Consider the following 15024-nt stretch of genomic DNA (forward strand, 5'->3'; position numbering starts at 1 on the left):
CAGCCCTTTGTCGGTCGGCGCCGATCCGGCTTACTTCGCTTTGCTCCTCGGAAGCTCGTTGTTCGCGATCATCTCGCCGAAGGGGCTGATGTAAGACCGCTGCTCCTTCTCCTTACTCCTATTGAGCGGCAGCAGCGGGAAGACGGACTCCGCGAACTGATACGCTTCCTCCAAGTGCGGGTAGCCGGACAAAATGAAGGTGTCGATGCCGAGCTCGGCGTATTCCAGCATCCGATCGGCGACCGTCCGCGGGTCGCCGACGAGCGCCGTCCCCGCCCCGCCGCGCACGAGGCCGACTCCGGCCCACAGGTTCGGGCCGATCTCGAGCTTGTCCCGGCTGCCGCCGTGCAGCTCCATCATCCGGCGCTGCCCGACCGAATCGAAGCGGCCGAGAATGCTCTGCGCTTCGGCGATCGTCTCGTCGTCCAGATAGCGGATGAGATCGTTCGCCGCCTCCCACGCCTTCTCTTCCGTCTCCCGGACGATGACGTGCAGCCGAATGCCGAACCGCACCGTCCGCCCTTGCTCGGCCGCCAGCTTACGGACGGTAGCCATCTTCTCGGCGACCTGCGCCGGAGGCTCGCCCCAGCTCAGATAGACGTCGATATGGTTCGCCGCCACCCGGTGCCCGGCGTCGGAGGAGCCTCCGAAGAACAGTGGCGGATACGGCTTCTGCACGGGAGGATACAGCACCTTGCCTCCGGTCACGCGCACGTAATCGCCTTCGAAGTCGACCTGTTCGCCTTGCAAGGTCCGGCGCCACACCGTCAGGAATTCGTCCGTCAGATCGTACCTGGCGTCATGGTCCAGATGCAGCCCTTCTCCCGCCAATTCCACCGCGTCGCCGCCGGTCACCACGTTGACCAGCAGCCGGCCCCCGGAGATCCGATCGAACGAGGAGGCCATGCGCGCGGCCGTCGTCGGCGACATCAAGCCGGGCCGGACCGCGACGAGGAACTTCAGGTGTTTCGTGGCGGGGATGAGGGCGGACGCCGCGATCCACGGGTCCTCGCACGATTTGCCCGTCGGCAGAAGAACGCCCCCGTAGCCGAGCGTGTCCGCCGCCTTGGCGATCTGCGTCATGTAATCGAAGTCGACCGCGCGGGCCCCGTGCGTCGTCCCCAAGTATTTGCCGTCCCCGTGCGTCGGGATAAACCAGAACACTTCCATGGCCGTTCGGCTCCTCTCCTTCTATTCTTCTTGCTTCTTTCTTCTACTAGTTTCGCCTTTTCGCCCATCTTCCGGACTCGAAGAGAACCGCAGGGAACCGGAAAGCGGCTAACGAATGTAAAAGCGTTATTTCGTTCAGCGCGACTTCTGCAGCAGCTGCCACACCCGGTTCGTCCACTGCGACTTGTCCGCGTTCAAATACTGGCTCGCCAGCCCGCGCACCGGATCGCCCGCGTAGAACCGCTCGTACAGCTCGTGGCGGGAGCCGAGCGGGCTGCCGATCAGGTCCCACGCCAGCTTGAACAGCCGCACCTTGTTCTCCGCGTCCAGGGACACTCCCTCGAAGTAGCGGCGGAGCAAGTCGCCGATCGGCCCGTCGAACGCTCCCACGCTCGAAGGCGTCTGGATGAAGCCGCCTCCTCCGACCTGCTGCAGGATCTCGATCGCCCTCGGGTACAGCTTCGTCCCGAGGCTTCTCGCCGTGTCGATGAACGACGGTTCCGGAACCCACACTCCCGTCGCCGGATCGGCCTTCGCCCGCGCCTCCGAAGCGATCAGCAGCGCCTTCATCGTATCGATCTGCGTGATCAGCTCCCCGAGCTTCTCCTGAACGTGGAGGAACCCGTTCACGCCGATCGAGTCGGCGATCGCGAAGGCGACGCCCGCGACGAACTCGAGCTTGGCGACGAAGCGGACGACCGTCTGGTGGAACGCCAGCGCGTTGGAGCTCTGGTGGGAACGCAGCTGCCAGACCGCGTCCGCGTCCCCGTACAGGAGGACCCGCTCCCAGGGGATAAGCACTTCGTCGAACAGAAGCACCGCGTCCATCTCGTCGTACCGGGCGCTGAGCGGATGATCCGCCCCGAGGTCGCTCGCGAACGATTCCCGGCACACGATATGAAGCCCCTTCGAGCCGGCCGGGACGATGAGCGCGTGGGCGTGCTTGCTGTGGCGGGAGTCGAGCCGGTAGAACGAGAAGATGAGAAAATCGTGCGTATAAGGAGCCCCCGTGGCGATCATCTTCGCCCCGCTGACGACGATCCCTTCCTCGGTCTCGCGCACGACGTGCAAATACCGCTCCGCGATCCGCTTGTCGTCCAGCCCCTTGGAGCGGTCGATCTGCGGATCGAGAATCGAGGTCGTGAGGAACCGGTCGTTGTCCCGCGCCAGCTCGTAATAAGCCGAGACCTTCGCCTCGAGTCCGGAATCCAGCTTGCCGAGATGCTTCCGCGCGCCGTACCAGCCCGCGACGAGCGAACGGGCGTAATCCGACAGCCGGCTCATGACCCCGTTCGTCTCCTGCGCCCAATAGTCGAACGCCCGGCTTCTCTTGGCGAGGTCTTCCGGCGTATACGGAACGAGGAACGAGCTGTGGGCGTACGCCTCGCGGCCCGGCACCGCGAACCCGACGTTCTCCCTTCTCTTCGGATCGTCCAGCAGATCGAACAGGCCGCGGATCGTGTCCAGCGTCCCCGAGAACGCCGGATGCCCGGACAGATTGTCCACCCGCCCGCCGTCGATCCACACGTTCCGGCCGTCCCGCAAGCTATCGATAAATCGTTGTCCTCTGGAAGCCATTCGCCGCTACCTCTCCCCCGCGCCAAGCCGGCTTCCGCGGAAGGCCGCCCCCGGGTGGCGGTCCGGCAGCCGGCTCCGTTCCCCGAACAGCTTCTCGCGCATCGTCCCTTTGGCGTATTCCGTCTTGTACAAGCCCCGTTCCTGCAAGATCGGCACGACAAGCTCGATCATGTCCTTCAAGGTGCCCGGCGTCATCAGATGCGCCAGGTTGAAGCCGTCGATGCCGGTATTCTCCATCCAGCCCTGCATCTGGTCCGCCACCTCCTCCGCCGATCCGAACAGAAGCGGACTGCGGCCGCCGATGCGGGCGTTCTCCTCCATGATCTCGCCGACGTTCATCCGCTTCTCCGACATCGTCGTATAGCGGGCGACGGAGGCTTGTCCCGCGTCGGAAGCGTAATACTCCAGGTAATCGGAGCGATCGTAGGCGGCCAGGTCGATGCCGCTGAAGCCGCCGTACAACGCTTGCGGCCCGTCGTAGCTCCGAAGCGCCGTGTATTCCCGCAGCTTCTCCTCCGCTTCGGCCCTCGTGCGTCCGACGATGGCGTTCGCCGCCATGAACACCTTGACGTCCTCCGGCCTGCGGCCGTAAGCGGCTGCCTTCGCCCGGATATCGTCGACGTAAAACCTCATGCTCTCGTAATTGTGGGCGTCGATGAACACGCATTCCGCGTGCTTCGCCGCGAACTCGCGCCCCCGCTTCGACGTCCCGGCCTGGTACAGAACCGGCGTCCGCTGCGGCGACGGCTCGCTGAGATGGGGCCCCGGCACCCGGTAATATTTGCCGACGTGATCGATCGGGCGGACCTTCGCCGGGTCCGTGTAGATGCCCCGCTCCGCGTCGCGGATAACCGCGTCGTCCTCCCAGCTCGCTTCCCACAGCTTGTAGACGACTTCCATGTATTCGTCGGCGACCTCGTAGCGGTCGTCGTGCTTCACGACGCCGTCGAGCCCGAAGTTCAGAGCCGCGCTGGGCAGAAAAGAAGTGACGATGTTCCAGCCGATCCGACCGTTCGTCAGGTGGTCGAGCGTGGACATCCGCCTCGCGTGGGCGTACGGCGGCTCGTACGTCGTCGGCACCGTGACCGCGAAGCTTAGGTGCTCGGTCGCGTAAGCCATCGTCGGAATGATGAGCGACGGGTCGTTGACCGGCGCCTGGATGCCGTCGCGGAGCGCCGCGTCCCGGCTCCCGCGGTAGATGTCGTAAAATCCGAGCACGTCGGCCAGGAACAGCGCCTCGAACTTGCCCCGCTCCAGAAGCTTCGCGAGGTCGACCCAATATTGCAGCTCCTTGTAGCGGTAACGCTCGTTCTCGGGATGCTTCCACAAGCCGTGAGCGCTGTGCATCGCGCAGTTCATGTCGAACGCGTTGAGTAAAATTTGCTTGGCCATGCTCCTGATCCCTCCTTGCTTATCGGCGATAGCCGGCCCCCGGATGACGCTCCGGCAGCCGGCTCCGTCCCGCTCCGAACAGCTTCTCGCGCATCGTGCCCGGGGCGTATTCCGTCTTGTAGACGCCTCGCTCCTGAAGAATCGGAACGACGAGGTCGACGAAGTCCTTCAGGCTCGACGGCGTCACCAGGTGCCCCAGGTTGAAGCCGTCGATGCCCGTCTTCTCCGCCCATTCCTGCATCCGGTCCGCCACCTCCTCGGCCGAACCGGTCAGCACGACGGCCCGGCCGCCGATCTTCTTCACCTTCTCGACGACTTCGCCGTAGGTGAGCGGCTTCTCCGCCATCGTCGTGAAGCGCGCCATCACGGTCTGGCCGTGATCGGTGTTCCGGTACGCGAGAACGTCGTCCGGCGCTCCCCGCGAGAGGTCGATTCCCGTGTAGCCGCCGTAGAGCGCCTGCGGCCCTTCCTCGCTGGCGAGCCGGGTCAGCTCGCGGAACTTCTCCTCCGCCTCCGCGGACGTCCGGCCCACGACCGTGCTCAGCGCCATGTATACTTGAACGTCGTCCGGCTGCCGGCCGTGCCGGACCGCCTGGGCGCGGATGTCGTCCACGTAGAACTTCATGCTCTCGAACGAGTGGCCGTCGATGAACACGCATTCCGCGTGCTTCGCCGCGAACGCCCGCCCCCGCGCCGACGCGCCGGCTTGATAGAGAACCGGCGTCCGCTGCGGCGACGGCTCGCTCAGATGCGGGCCTGGCAGCCGGCAGTGCCTTCCCCGGTGGTCGATCTCATGAACTTTGGCCGGATCCGTATAGACGCCGCGGGCGGCGTCGCGCACGACCGCCCCGTCCTCCCAGCTTCCCTCCCACAGCTTGTAGACGACTTCCATGTACTCGTCGGCGATGTCGTACCTCTCGTCGTGCCCGATCATCTTCTCCAGCCCGAAGTTGCGGGCCGCGCTTGGAAGAAAAGAAGTGACGACGTTCCAACCGATTCTTCCGCCGGTCAGATGGTCGAGCGTCGTCATTCGCCGCGCGTGGGCGTACGGGTGCTCGTACGTCGTCGGCACCGTTACCGCGAAGCAGAGATGCTCGGTCTCGTAGGCCATCGTCGGGATAAGTAGAGAAGGATCGTTGATCGGCACCTGGATGGCGTCCCGCAGCGCCGCGTCGCGGCTGCCCTTGTACACGTCGTAGAATCCGAACACGTCGGCGAGGAAGAGGGCATCGAACTTGCCCCGCTCGAGGAGCCGGGCCAGCTCGACCCAATACTTCAGGTCCTTGTAGCGATGCCGTTCGCTCTCCGGATGCTTCCACAGGCCGTGGGCGTTGTGCATCGCCGCGTTGATGTCGAAGGCGTTCAGCCGGATCTGCTTCCCCATCCCGCGTCACCCTGGCTCCTGAACGCCCAGCTCGTATTGCCCGACGAAGAGATGGCACAGCTCGCTCGAGTACGCCATGAGCCCGCCCGCCTGGGCGTCGCGGAAGTGTCTCTCGAACGGCAGCGCCTTCGTGTAGGCGAGCCCGCCGCCGACGCGGATGCCGAGCTCGGCGATGTCCTTGGCGATCTGGTTGGCGAGAATCTTCGCCTCCAGAGCGAGAATGTTCGTCTCGGCGGAGCCTTCGTCCGCGAGCGCCAGCGTATGCTCGGCGAGCAGCTTCGCCGCCGTCAGGCGGGCGTGCACGGCCGCCGTCTCGAACTGGATCCACTGGGCGTGGGACAGCGGCTTGCCGGTCGCGCCGAGCGTCTTGGTCCGCGCGTGTTCCTTGAGCGCGTCGTAGGCGGCCTGGGCGATTCCGAGCGACAGCCACGGAAGGCCGAGGCCGATCAGGTTCTGGCGGCCTTCGGGAGGGGGGCCAAGCCGGTTCTCCCGCTTCAGCCGGGCGCCGCGGAAGCCGATGAGCTGGCTTCTCGTGCCCCTCATGCCGAGAGCGTCCCAGATGTCGTGAATCTCGAGCGTGTCGTCCCGCTCGACGCCGAAGAACGCCGGGGCGCCGTCGATGCTGACGTTAATAAGGAAGTAGTCCGCCAGCTCGGCCCCGGACACGAACCGCTTCGCGCCTTCCAGCTTCCAATCTCCGCCCGGCAGCCGCTCCGCTTCCTGAACCGGGTTCAGGAACAGGTTGCCCGAGGTCGGCTCGCTCAGCGCGTTCGCGAAGCGCTTGCCTTGACGGAACTCGCGCACGTAGCGCGCGGACGTCTCGGGCGAGGAGAGCGCGATCAGCGTCTCGGCTGCCCCCGTGTTCATGAGCCAGATGCAAGCCGTCGCCGGGCAGCCCCGGGCGATCTCGAAGACGATTCGTCCGAACGCCCGGAACGAGAGACCCGCTCCTCCTTGTTCCTCCGGCAGAATGGCCGCGTCCAATCCCGCATCGAACAGCCGCCGGAGATTATCCTTCGGCAGCGCCGCTTCTTGGTCGGTCTGCGCGGCGGCGGGCGCGAATCCTGCCGCCAGCTCTTCCGCCTTCTCGACCCACGGCCGATCCTTCGCAGGGTATGCCATTGTACTCATCGCTCGATTCCTCCGTATGATCGTCTTTTGCTTTTCCCCGGCGGCTCTACTTCGGCAGGTACTCGGTCGTGAACGCCTCGTTCACGTCGACGTCCTTCTTCAGCAGCCCGGCTTCCAGCAGCTGCTTCTCGTTCTCCGTCCAGCGCTCTTCCTTCATGACGCCCCAGCCCTCCTTCTCGGCGTCGCCTCCGTAGACGTACGGCTTGTAGGCTTTGGCTTGCTCGTTCATGGCCGCGACCGGCAGGTCCTTGTTGTCTTGATGGATTCGCTCGTTGATCTCCTCGGCATGGTCGAAGTAGTAGGCCCAGCCTTTCTTGACCGCGCGCAGATACGCCTTCACGACTTCCGGATGGTCCTTCAGGAACGATTCCGACGTGATGATCGTGATCTCGTACGGGTCGTAGCCGGATTCGGAGAACAGGAGGGCTTCCGCTTCGACGCCCTGCTCCTTCAGCGTGATCGGCTCGGACGTGGCGAAGCCGTGAAGAAGGGAGGTCTCGTCTTCGAGGAACCGGACGAGCGTGCCGTCGGTCACCTGCTCCTTGAGCTTCAGGTTATATTTCTTCTTCACGTATTCGTATGCGGGTACCCCCGGTACGAAGAAGGCCGTTCGGCCGTTCAGATCCTCGAACGTCTTGATGTCCTGTCCCTTGTGGTAAATCAGCGCCTGCGGCGAGCTCTGCAGCACGCCCGCGACGGCCACGATCGGCAGGCCCTCCTCGCGGTTCTGGAGCACCGTGTCCGCTTTGGCGAAGCCGAAGTCGGCCTTGCCCGCGGCCACGATCTGGCGGCCGTTCACCTTGGGCCCGCCGGACTTGATCTCCACGTCCAGGCCCTCTTCGGCGAAGTAGCCCTTGACTAGAGCGGCGTAGTCGCCGCCGTATTCGGGCTCCGCGAACCAGCCCAATTGAACCGTCACCTTGCGCAGCTCTTTGGAAGCTTCGGAGGACGTCTCGGCGGAAGCGGAAGGGGACGCGCTTGCGGGTTCGGCGGCGGAAGCCGGCGGGGAAGCGGAGTTGTCCGCGCCCGGCGAAGCGCCGCCGCCGTTGCCGTTGCCGTTGCCGCTGCTGCCGCAGCCCGCCAGCAGCAGTACGAACAGGGAGGCCGCGACGGCCAGGTTCAACTTTTTTATTTTCATAGATGAATCCGTCCTCTCTTGAACGAGTTAAAATGATGACTTCGAACCGTCAGTCGTGGTCGCCCCGCATCTCGGATTCGTGCCAGGAGCCGAGCCACTTGCGCGACAGCCCGTTCACGATCTGGTAGAACGCGATTCCGAGAATGGAGGCCATGAGGCCGCAAGCGAACAGGTACGGGGTCTGGATGCGCATGGCCGCATACGTGATCGCGTACCCGAGACCGCCTTGGCCGCCGCCGACTCCCGCCACGTATTCGCCGACGATCGCCCCGATGACGCACAGGGAGCAGGAGATTTTGAGCCCGCCCACGATATAGGGGAGCGCCGCCGGAATTCGCAGCCTCCACATCGTCTGCCACTTGGTGGCGTTGTAGAGGGTGAACAGGTTGTTCAAGTTCTTGTCCGTCGAGTTCAGGCCGATCAGCGTATTCGATAACATAGGGCAGAATCCGATGAGAAAAGCGATCGTCACGATCGAGCGGATACCGGCGCCGAACCAGATCACGATGATGGGAGCGACCGCCACGATCGGAATCGTCTGCAGCACGATCGCGTACGGGTAGATGCTTCGCTCGACGATCTTCGAGCTGGCCAGCAGGATCGCCCCGAGCACGCCTCCGATCACGGAGAGCAGGAAGCCCAGAATCGTCTCGATCAGAGTCGTCGACACCGATCCGAGCAGATGCGTCCAGTTGTCCGCCGCGGCCGCGACGATGTCGGACGGCTTGGGCAGCAGGTAGGTCGGCAGCTCCGCGATCGCCACGACGGCCTGCCAGGCTCCGACGAAGAGGACGAAGGCGATCAACGGAGGTCCTATTCGGCTGAGCAGGTTGCTGAAGACCGGGTTCATATCGGCCCGATGCCTCCTTCCTAGTGCTTCAGGGATTCGTTCACGAGACCGACGAAGCGGCCGAATTCCGGACCGGTCCGGAACCGGTCGCCGCGAGGATACGGGACGTCGACCGCGATCTCGCGCGAGATTCGCCCCGGCCTCGGCGTCATGACGAGAATCCGGTTCGACAGATAGACCGCCTCGAAGGCGTTATGGGTCACGAACAGCACCGTCATTCCCGGGTTCCTCCGCCAGATCGACAGCAGCTCCTCCTGAAGGGTCTGTCTCGTGATCTCGTCCAAGGCGCCGAACGGCTCGTCCATGAGCAGGATTCTCGGATTCGCGATCAGCGCCCGGGCGATCGACACCCGCATTCTCATGCCGCCGGACAGCTGCCGGGGCAGCGCCTTCGCGTAATCCTGGAGCCCGACGAGCTCGAGCGCGCGCTCCGCTTCCTCGTCCTGCACCTTGCGGGGCGCCTGTCGAAGCTTAAGCGGCAGCGCGACGTTGTCCCGGACGGAGCTCCAGGGCATAAGAGTCGCTTCTTGGAAAACGAACGAGATTCCGTTAGACCTGCGGGCCTCCTCCGGCGTAGTACCGAGAACCTCGATCTTGCCGGCGGTCGGAGCGGACAACCCCGCCGCCATCCGGAAGATCGTCGATTTGCCGCAGCCGGACGGGCCGACGAACGAGATCAATTCCCCCTCTCCGACCTCCAGGTTCGCCTCTTGCACGGCCGCGGTTCCGTTGGGATAGACTTTCGACACGTCCTGAAGACGCAGAATCGGCTGCATGCGTTCCCCCCCTCTTGATGTTCGTTGCCGGGAAAAAGAAAAGCCGCCAAAAAGGCTCCGCGAACGGGAACGATTTTGGGCGGCACTTCCAGTTGGTCTGGTCAGTATCCTGCCTATCCGGGCTTGTCGCCTCGGACGGATTACCTTGAATCTTAATGATACAATTCCTACTTGTCAAGTTGGTATTGGAGTTGATAAATTGATAGAATAGAAGCGAACGACAGCCTTTCGACGCTTTCCCGAAACCCTATTTTGGACAAGCAAAGGAACGATGGAAGTATGGCCGAAGCCCGCAGAAGAAGATTCACGCCGAAGCAGAAAGCTCGCATCATCGCCAAGCTTCTCGAGGAGAACCGGACCATCGCCGAGCTCGCGGAAGAGTTCGACATCCACCCGATCCAGCTCCATCGCTGGAAGAATCAAGCCGTAGCGAACCTGCACCGGCTCTTCGAGAAGGACGACAAGCAAGCCGAGAAGCTGAGAAGCGCCTACGAAGAGAGGATCGGCGACATGCAGGAAGAGATCGAGCAGCTGAACCGTCAGCTGGAATGGCTCAAACGCGTCGCCGCCATGAACCTGCCGAAGGAGAACCGGAGCGGACTCGTGCAGCTCGAAGAGCCGGCTCTTCCGATCCGGACGCAGACCGAGCTGCTCGGATTAAGCCGCTCCACGCTGTACTACCAGCTCCGCCGCAAGTCCTCCGGCGGAATCTCCGCGAGACGCAGCGGCAGAATCGGCCGTCTGGACGACGTCAAGCCGGCCTTCCTCCCCGTCGGCCTGAACGTGGAGCAGATGCGGCAGATCGCCGAGATCGACCTCCCCAGGCTCAAGATCCAGAACGGTTGGATGGACGTGTTCGGCGGGTATCATTAACTTATTTTCGGCGGAACGGTGTTCAATTCGGCCGGATTGCGCGGCGAGATCCTTTGCCATCGGATAAAGGAAATCTATTATCAAGCTGTCCCGTTATAAAAAAGTTGATGCGTTCAGAGGCTCCAAAAAAGTAGAGACGGTTCCTTCGCCGACTAGGCAAGGGAACCGTCTTCTTCGTTATTTCGCGATCGCGTCCAGCATTCGGAGCAGCATCGCGGCCGCTTCCGCTCTCGACGCCCGCTCGTTCGGAGCGAACCGGTTGCCGTCCGCGCCGGTCACGATTCCGGCCTCCCGGACGGCCGCCGCCGCTTCCCGAACCCAGGCGGGCAGCGTCTCTTCGTCCGCGAACGGCTCGGAAGCCGCATCGACGGAGCGGAACTTCTGCGTGCGGGCGATCATGGCCGCCATCTCCGCGCGGTTGATCTTCTCGCCGGGACGGAAGGTGCCGTCGGCGAAGCCGGTCGCGAGCCCGGCTTGCGCGGCGGCGGCGATCGGGCCTCGTGCCCAGGCGCCTATGGCCGATGCGTCGGCGAAGGCCGGCTCGTTATCGGCGGGTGCCGCCAGTCCGAGCGCCCGGGCCAGCATGACCGTGAACTCGGCCCGGGTGATCGGCGCGTCCGGCTCGAACCGCCCGTCGGAATAGCCTTGGACGATGCCTTTGGCCGCGGCTTCCCGGATGGACGACTCCGCCCAGTGATTCCGGGTATCCTCAAAGATGGGCTTCTCGGGTTTCTCTGGTTTCTCGGGCGCCTCCTTCTTCTCCGCGGAGAAGACGGCGAACTTCGTGAAATGTCCGACCTTGGCGACGAACATAGCGTTCTCCGCCCGACCTTCGACTTCGACCCAACGCGCGTCCTTCTCGTCGTAATAGAAGAGAGCCGGCCTGCGAGCGTCCCCGATCTCGTCCGGATTGAACTTGAAGCGGAGCGTCACCGGTTGCTTGAAGTCGCCCGCGACGCTGGCGAGCAGTTCGAATACCGGACTGAGGAGACGAAGCTCTCCCGGAACCTGAACCGAGCCGGCTCCCAGCTTCCGGATCGTCAATTGGTAGGAGCCGTCGAATACCCCTTCGGGAACGTAGATCTCGACTTCGTCGCCGAAGCTGGCCGAGCAAGCTCCCGCGCCGCAAGATGTCGTTCGTTCGCTGACCTGAACCGGGGTCGCGGACGTCGAATCCGAGACGGTCGGCTTGGCGACGATGACCCGGACCGCGGCTTGAACGCCCGCCGGATTGGAGATGCCATCCGGCAATGCCAGCGTGCCGGCGAAAACGTACGTTCCAGCCTTGCGACCGTTATAAACCGGTTCCCCATCGTTCCATGTTAACATAACCGTTGCCTTATCCCCGCTGCTCAGGAGCGCCTCCGTCTGCGCGGGCAAGGGGATCGAGCTCAGCTTCGTTCCATAAGGCACTTTGATGTCGCTGAGCGACGGTACGCTTGCCACCGTTAACGGAATCGGATCGGGATCCGGCTCCGCGGTCTTCTCCTGCACGATGACCCGTACCGTCGCCTTCAGGCCTCCCGGATTCGTCGCGCCTTCCGGAGGCGTCAGTGTGCCGGTGAACGTATACGTTCCAGCCGCATTGCCGACGTACGCCGGGGCGCCCTCGTTCCAGGTTACGCTGGCCGTGCCATGATCCCCGTTGCTCAGTTTGACCGTCACCTGCGAAGGGAGAGGAACATCGGCCAACTTCGTCCCGTATGCTACCGTCAATTCAGACAGCGACTCCACTTCGGTTACCGTTACTGGGACGACGGGCTTCTCTTGCACGATCACCCGTACCGTCGCCTTCAAGCCGCCCGGATTCGTTACGCCTTCTGGCGGCGTCAATGTTCCGGTGAATGTATACGTGCCGGCAGCATCTCCGTCGTACGCTGGAACGCCCTCGTTCCAGGTTACGCCAGCCGTGCCATGATCCCCGTTGCTCAGTTTGACCGTTACTTGCGAAGGCAAAGGAACATCAGATAACTTCGTCCCGTACGCTACCGTCTGGTCAGACAGCGACTCCACTTCCGTTACCGTCACCGGTACGATTGGCTTCTCTTGTACGATGACCCGTACCGTCGCCTTCAGGCCGCCCGGATTCGTTACGCCTTCCGGCGGTGTCAGGGTGCCTATGAACGTATAGGCGCCGGCCGTATCGCCGTTGTACGCCGGGGCGCCCTCGTTCCAGGTTACGCTGGCCGTGCTACTATCCCCGCTGCTCAGTTTGACCGTTACCTGCGAAGGGAGCAGAACGTCGGCCAACTTCGTCCCGTACGCTACCGTCAGTTCAGACAGCGACGCCACTTCGGTTACCGTTACTGGGACGACGGGCTTCTCTTGCACGATGACCCGTACCGTCGCCTTCAGACCGTCCGGATTCGTTACGCCTTCTGGCGGCGTCAATGTTCCGGTGAATGTATACGTGCCGGCAGCATCTCCGTCGTACGCTGGAACGCCCTCGTTCCAGGTTACGCTGGCCGTGCTACTATCCCCGCTGCTCAGTTTGACCGTTACCTGCGAAGGGAGCAGAACGTCGGCCAACTTCGTCCCGTACGCTACCGTCAGGTCAGAAAGTGACTCCACTTCCGTTACCGTCACCGGTACGAGAGGCTTCTCTTGCACGATGACCCGCACCGTCGCCTTCAGACCGTCCGGGTTCGTCGTACCTTCAGGTGGCGTCAATGTTCCGGTGAACGTATACGTTCCAGCCGCATTGCCGTCATAAACCGGATCGCCCTCGTTCCAGGTTACGCCAGCCGTGCCATGATCCCCGTTGCTCAGCTTGACCGCCACTTGCGACGGGAGCGGAACATCGGCCAACTTCGTCCCGTATGCTACCGCCAGGTCAGAAGGTGACTCCACTTCCGTTACCGTCACCGGTACGACGGGCTTCTCTTGCACGATGACCCGTACCGTCGCCTTCAGACCGTCCGGGTTCGTCGTGCCTTCAGGTGGCGTCAATGTTCCGGTGAACGTATACGTTCCAGCCGCATTGCCGTCGTACGCCGGAGCGCCCTCGTTCCAGGTTACGCTGGCCGTGCTACTATCCCCGCTGCTCAGTTTGACCGTTACCTGCGAAGGGAGCAGAACGTCGGCCAACTTCGTCCCGTACGCTACCGTCAGGTCAGACAGCGACTCCACTTCCGTTACTGTTACTGGGACGACGGGCTTCTCTTGCACGATGACCCGTACCGTCGCCTTCAGACCGTCCGGGTTCGTCGTGCCTTCAGGTGGCGTCAATGTTCCGGTGAACGTATACGTTCCAGCCGCATTGCCGTCGTACGCCGGGGTGCCCTCGTTCCAGGTTACGCCAGCCGTGCCATGATCCCCGTTGCTCAGCTTGACCGCCACTTGCGACGGGAGCGGAACATCCGCCAACTTCGTCCCGTACGCTACCGTGATATCGGTCAGAGAAGCCGCTTCGTCGGCGGTCGGATTCGCGCGGAAGACGACCGCGATCGGATCCCCCGCCGCATAACCGGCCGCGTCGTCGCGCTTATAGCGCACGAGCACGTTCGCGTCCCCGTCGAACGTCGGTTCCGCAGCGCCGTCATAAGGAGTGTAGGAGGGCTCTCCTTCTTTTTTATACTCCATCTTCTCATTCAATCCGACGATCTTGTTATGGACGTCGTCGGCCGATACGGACGGCGCCCCGACTTTGACCCGGAACAGCATGCCTTGGCTGTACCCGCCTGCGGCCAGATAGCTGCCGTCGTCCGCCTGGCGGACGTATCCCAGATTGCCGCCGCCGTCCAGCCATTTGTCCCACTGCCGGACGCCGGTACCGTTTACTTTCACCAACAAGCCTTGGTCGACATTGTTGCCCCCCGCCACAATGAAGCCTCCATCTAGCGTGGGTGCCGTCCGGAATGACAAAGAGGTCGGACCCGAATAAGTCTGAACCCACTCCTTCTCAAGGTTGTCGTCGATCTTGAGCAGGAGCGCGTTCTGAGCGGAATTGTATACGGCCCCCATTATGAAGTATCCTCCGTGCCCGACAAGCCGATCGATTCTAAGGAACGCCGAACCGGCAACGCCGTAGGTCCGAAGTTCGCCGATGAGTATGCCGTTCTCGTCCAGCTTGGCGACGAAGCCTTCTTCGGTCGAGCTTCCGCTATCTCCGACGAGAAGGTAACCGCCTCCGTCAAGCGGCAAGACGTCGCGAACGTACTGAACTCCCGGCTGCTGGAAGTTTGTACCAGCCATTGTATTGCCGTTGGTATCCACTCGAACGATCGCGATATCCCGATTCTGGAGTCCATTAGAGGAATTGGAACCGATGACAAGATAACTCCCCGAATTCTCGAAAATCGCCGTCGCTTCTCCCTGATAGATCAGGTTCGAATTACGCCAAACTTGGTTCCCGTTCTTATCCAGCTTGCCGACGACCCATGCCGGAGACAAGTTCTGGCTTCCCGCGAAGAGAAATCCTCCGTCGGACGTCTCGCGAACGAACCGGAGGCTCGCTAGTTCCGTCTCTGCAGGCAGCGCGTCCGCCGCCCAGACCTTCTCGCCGGCCGCGTTCAGCTTCGTCATTCGGCCTCCCCCGACCGCGACGTAACCGCCGTCCCGCGTCGGCTGCATATCGCGAAAACCCGGGATCCCGGAATAGGCGGTCGGATCGACGACGAGCCGGCCGTCGTCGGCGGCCGCCCGTGCGGAAGGAGCGATGAAAGGCAGCAGCAGAATACTCGCCATGAACAAACCGAAGAAGCGCTTGAGTCCTGTTAGCGTAATCACCGGG

The 15024-nt window shown here is 63.0% G+C and carries 10 protein-coding genes; 1 reads left to right on the forward strand and 9 read right to left on the reverse strand.

Annotation, left to right across the window (positions count from 1 at the left end):
- Window positions 1-30 precede the first annotated feature (30 nt).
- From ssuD to H7B90_RS14030, 8 genes are all read right to left on the reverse strand, one after another.
- Window positions 31-1170 carry an FMNH2-dependent alkanesulfonate monooxygenase gene (gene ssuD, locus H7B90_RS13995; RefSeq protein WP_185136504.1) on the reverse strand — a complete coding sequence of 380 codons (1140 nt, stop codon included), beginning with the start codon at window positions 1168-1170 and terminating at the stop codon, window positions 31-33.
- 135 nt (window positions 1171-1305) lie between these two features.
- Window positions 1306-2748 (reverse strand): 4-hydroxyphenylacetate 3-hydroxylase family protein, encoded by a 1443-nt coding sequence (locus H7B90_RS14000; RefSeq protein WP_185136505.1) that lies wholly within the window; start codon window positions 2746-2748, stop codon window positions 1306-1308.
- Window positions 2749-2754: 6 nt separating this feature from the next.
- Window positions 2755-4140 carry an LLM class flavin-dependent oxidoreductase gene (locus H7B90_RS14005; RefSeq protein ID WP_185136506.1) on the reverse strand — a complete coding sequence of 462 codons (1386 nt, stop codon included), beginning with the start codon at window positions 4138-4140 and terminating at the stop codon, window positions 2755-2757.
- 19 nt (window positions 4141-4159) lie between these two features.
- Entirely contained in the window at window positions 4160-5524 is a 1365-nt protein-coding gene (locus tag H7B90_RS14010; RefSeq protein WP_185136507.1) for an LLM class flavin-dependent oxidoreductase, read from the reverse strand.
- A 6-nt stretch (window positions 5525-5530) separates the two neighbouring features.
- Window positions 5531-6655, reverse strand: coding sequence for an acyl-CoA dehydrogenase family protein (locus tag H7B90_RS14015; protein WP_185136508.1), 1125 nt, complete (start codon window positions 6653-6655; stop codon window positions 5531-5533).
- Window positions 6656-6701: 46 nt separating this feature from the next.
- Entirely contained in the window at window positions 6702-7793 is a 1092-nt protein-coding gene (locus H7B90_RS14020) for an ABC transporter substrate-binding protein (protein ID WP_185136509.1), read from the reverse strand.
- A gap of 49 nt (window positions 7794-7842) precedes the next feature.
- Window positions 7843-8643: an ABC transporter permease gene (locus H7B90_RS14025; RefSeq protein WP_185136510.1), complete on the reverse strand. Its 801-nt coding sequence runs from the start codon at window positions 8641-8643 to the stop codon at window positions 7843-7845.
- Window positions 8644-8663: 20 nt separating this feature from the next.
- A complete protein-coding gene (locus H7B90_RS14030; RefSeq protein ID WP_185136511.1) occupies window positions 8664-9419 on the reverse strand; it encodes an ABC transporter ATP-binding protein in 756 nt (251 codons plus the stop codon).
- A 279-nt stretch (window positions 9420-9698) separates the two neighbouring features.
- Here H7B90_RS14030 and H7B90_RS14035 point away from each other — a divergent pair, with 279 nt between their 5' ends.
- Window positions 9699-10292: a transposase gene (locus H7B90_RS14035; RefSeq protein ID WP_185136512.1), complete on the forward strand. Its 594-nt coding sequence runs from the start codon at window positions 9699-9701 to the stop codon at window positions 10290-10292.
- Between the two features lie 177 nt (window positions 10293-10469).
- Here the strand turns inward: H7B90_RS14035 and H7B90_RS14040 are convergent, their stop codons facing one another.
- Entirely contained in the window at window positions 10470-15020 is a 4551-nt protein-coding gene (locus tag H7B90_RS14040; RefSeq protein ID WP_185136513.1) for a DUF4073 domain-containing protein, read from the reverse strand.
- Window positions 15021-15024: the final 4 nt, after the last annotated feature.

The sequence above is a fragment of the Cohnella xylanilytica genome, assembly GCF_014212175.1.
Classification (GTDB): domain Bacteria; phylum Bacillota; class Bacilli; order Paenibacillales; family Paenibacillaceae; genus Cohnella; species Cohnella xylanilytica.

Excerpts from the sequence above, each read along its gene's own strand:
- H7B90_RS14010 (WP_185136507.1), bottom strand. The coding sequence starts at position 5,524 with ATGGGGAAGCAGATCCGGCTGAACGCCTTCGACATCAACGCGGCGATG.
- H7B90_RS14035 (WP_185136512.1), top strand. The coding sequence starts at position 9,699 with ATGGCCGAAGCCCGCAGAAGAAGATTCACGCCGAAGCAGAAAGCTCGC.
- H7B90_RS14020 (WP_185136509.1), bottom strand. The coding sequence starts at position 7,793 with ATGAAAATAAAAAAGTTGAACCTGGCCGTCGCGGCCTCCCTGTTCGTA.
- H7B90_RS14030 (WP_185136511.1), bottom strand. The coding sequence starts at position 9,419 with ATGCAGCCGATTCTGCGTCTTCAGGACGTGTCGAAAGTCTATCCCAAC.
- H7B90_RS14025 (WP_185136510.1), bottom strand. The coding sequence starts at position 8,643 with ATGAACCCGGTCTTCAGCAACCTGCTCAGCCGAATAGGACCTCCGTTG.
- ssuD (WP_185136504.1), bottom strand. The coding sequence starts at position 1,170 with ATGGAAGTGTTCTGGTTTATCCCGACGCACGGGGACGGCAAATACTTG.
- H7B90_RS14015 (WP_185136508.1), bottom strand. The coding sequence starts at position 6,655 with ATGAGTACAATGGCATACCCTGCGAAGGATCGGCCGTGGGTCGAGAAG.
- H7B90_RS14000 (WP_185136505.1), bottom strand. The coding sequence starts at position 2,748 with ATGGCTTCCAGAGGACAACGATTTATCGATAGCTTGCGGGACGGCCGG.
- H7B90_RS14005 (WP_185136506.1), bottom strand. The coding sequence starts at position 4,140 with ATGGCCAAGCAAATTTTACTCAACGCGTTCGACATGAACTGCGCGATG.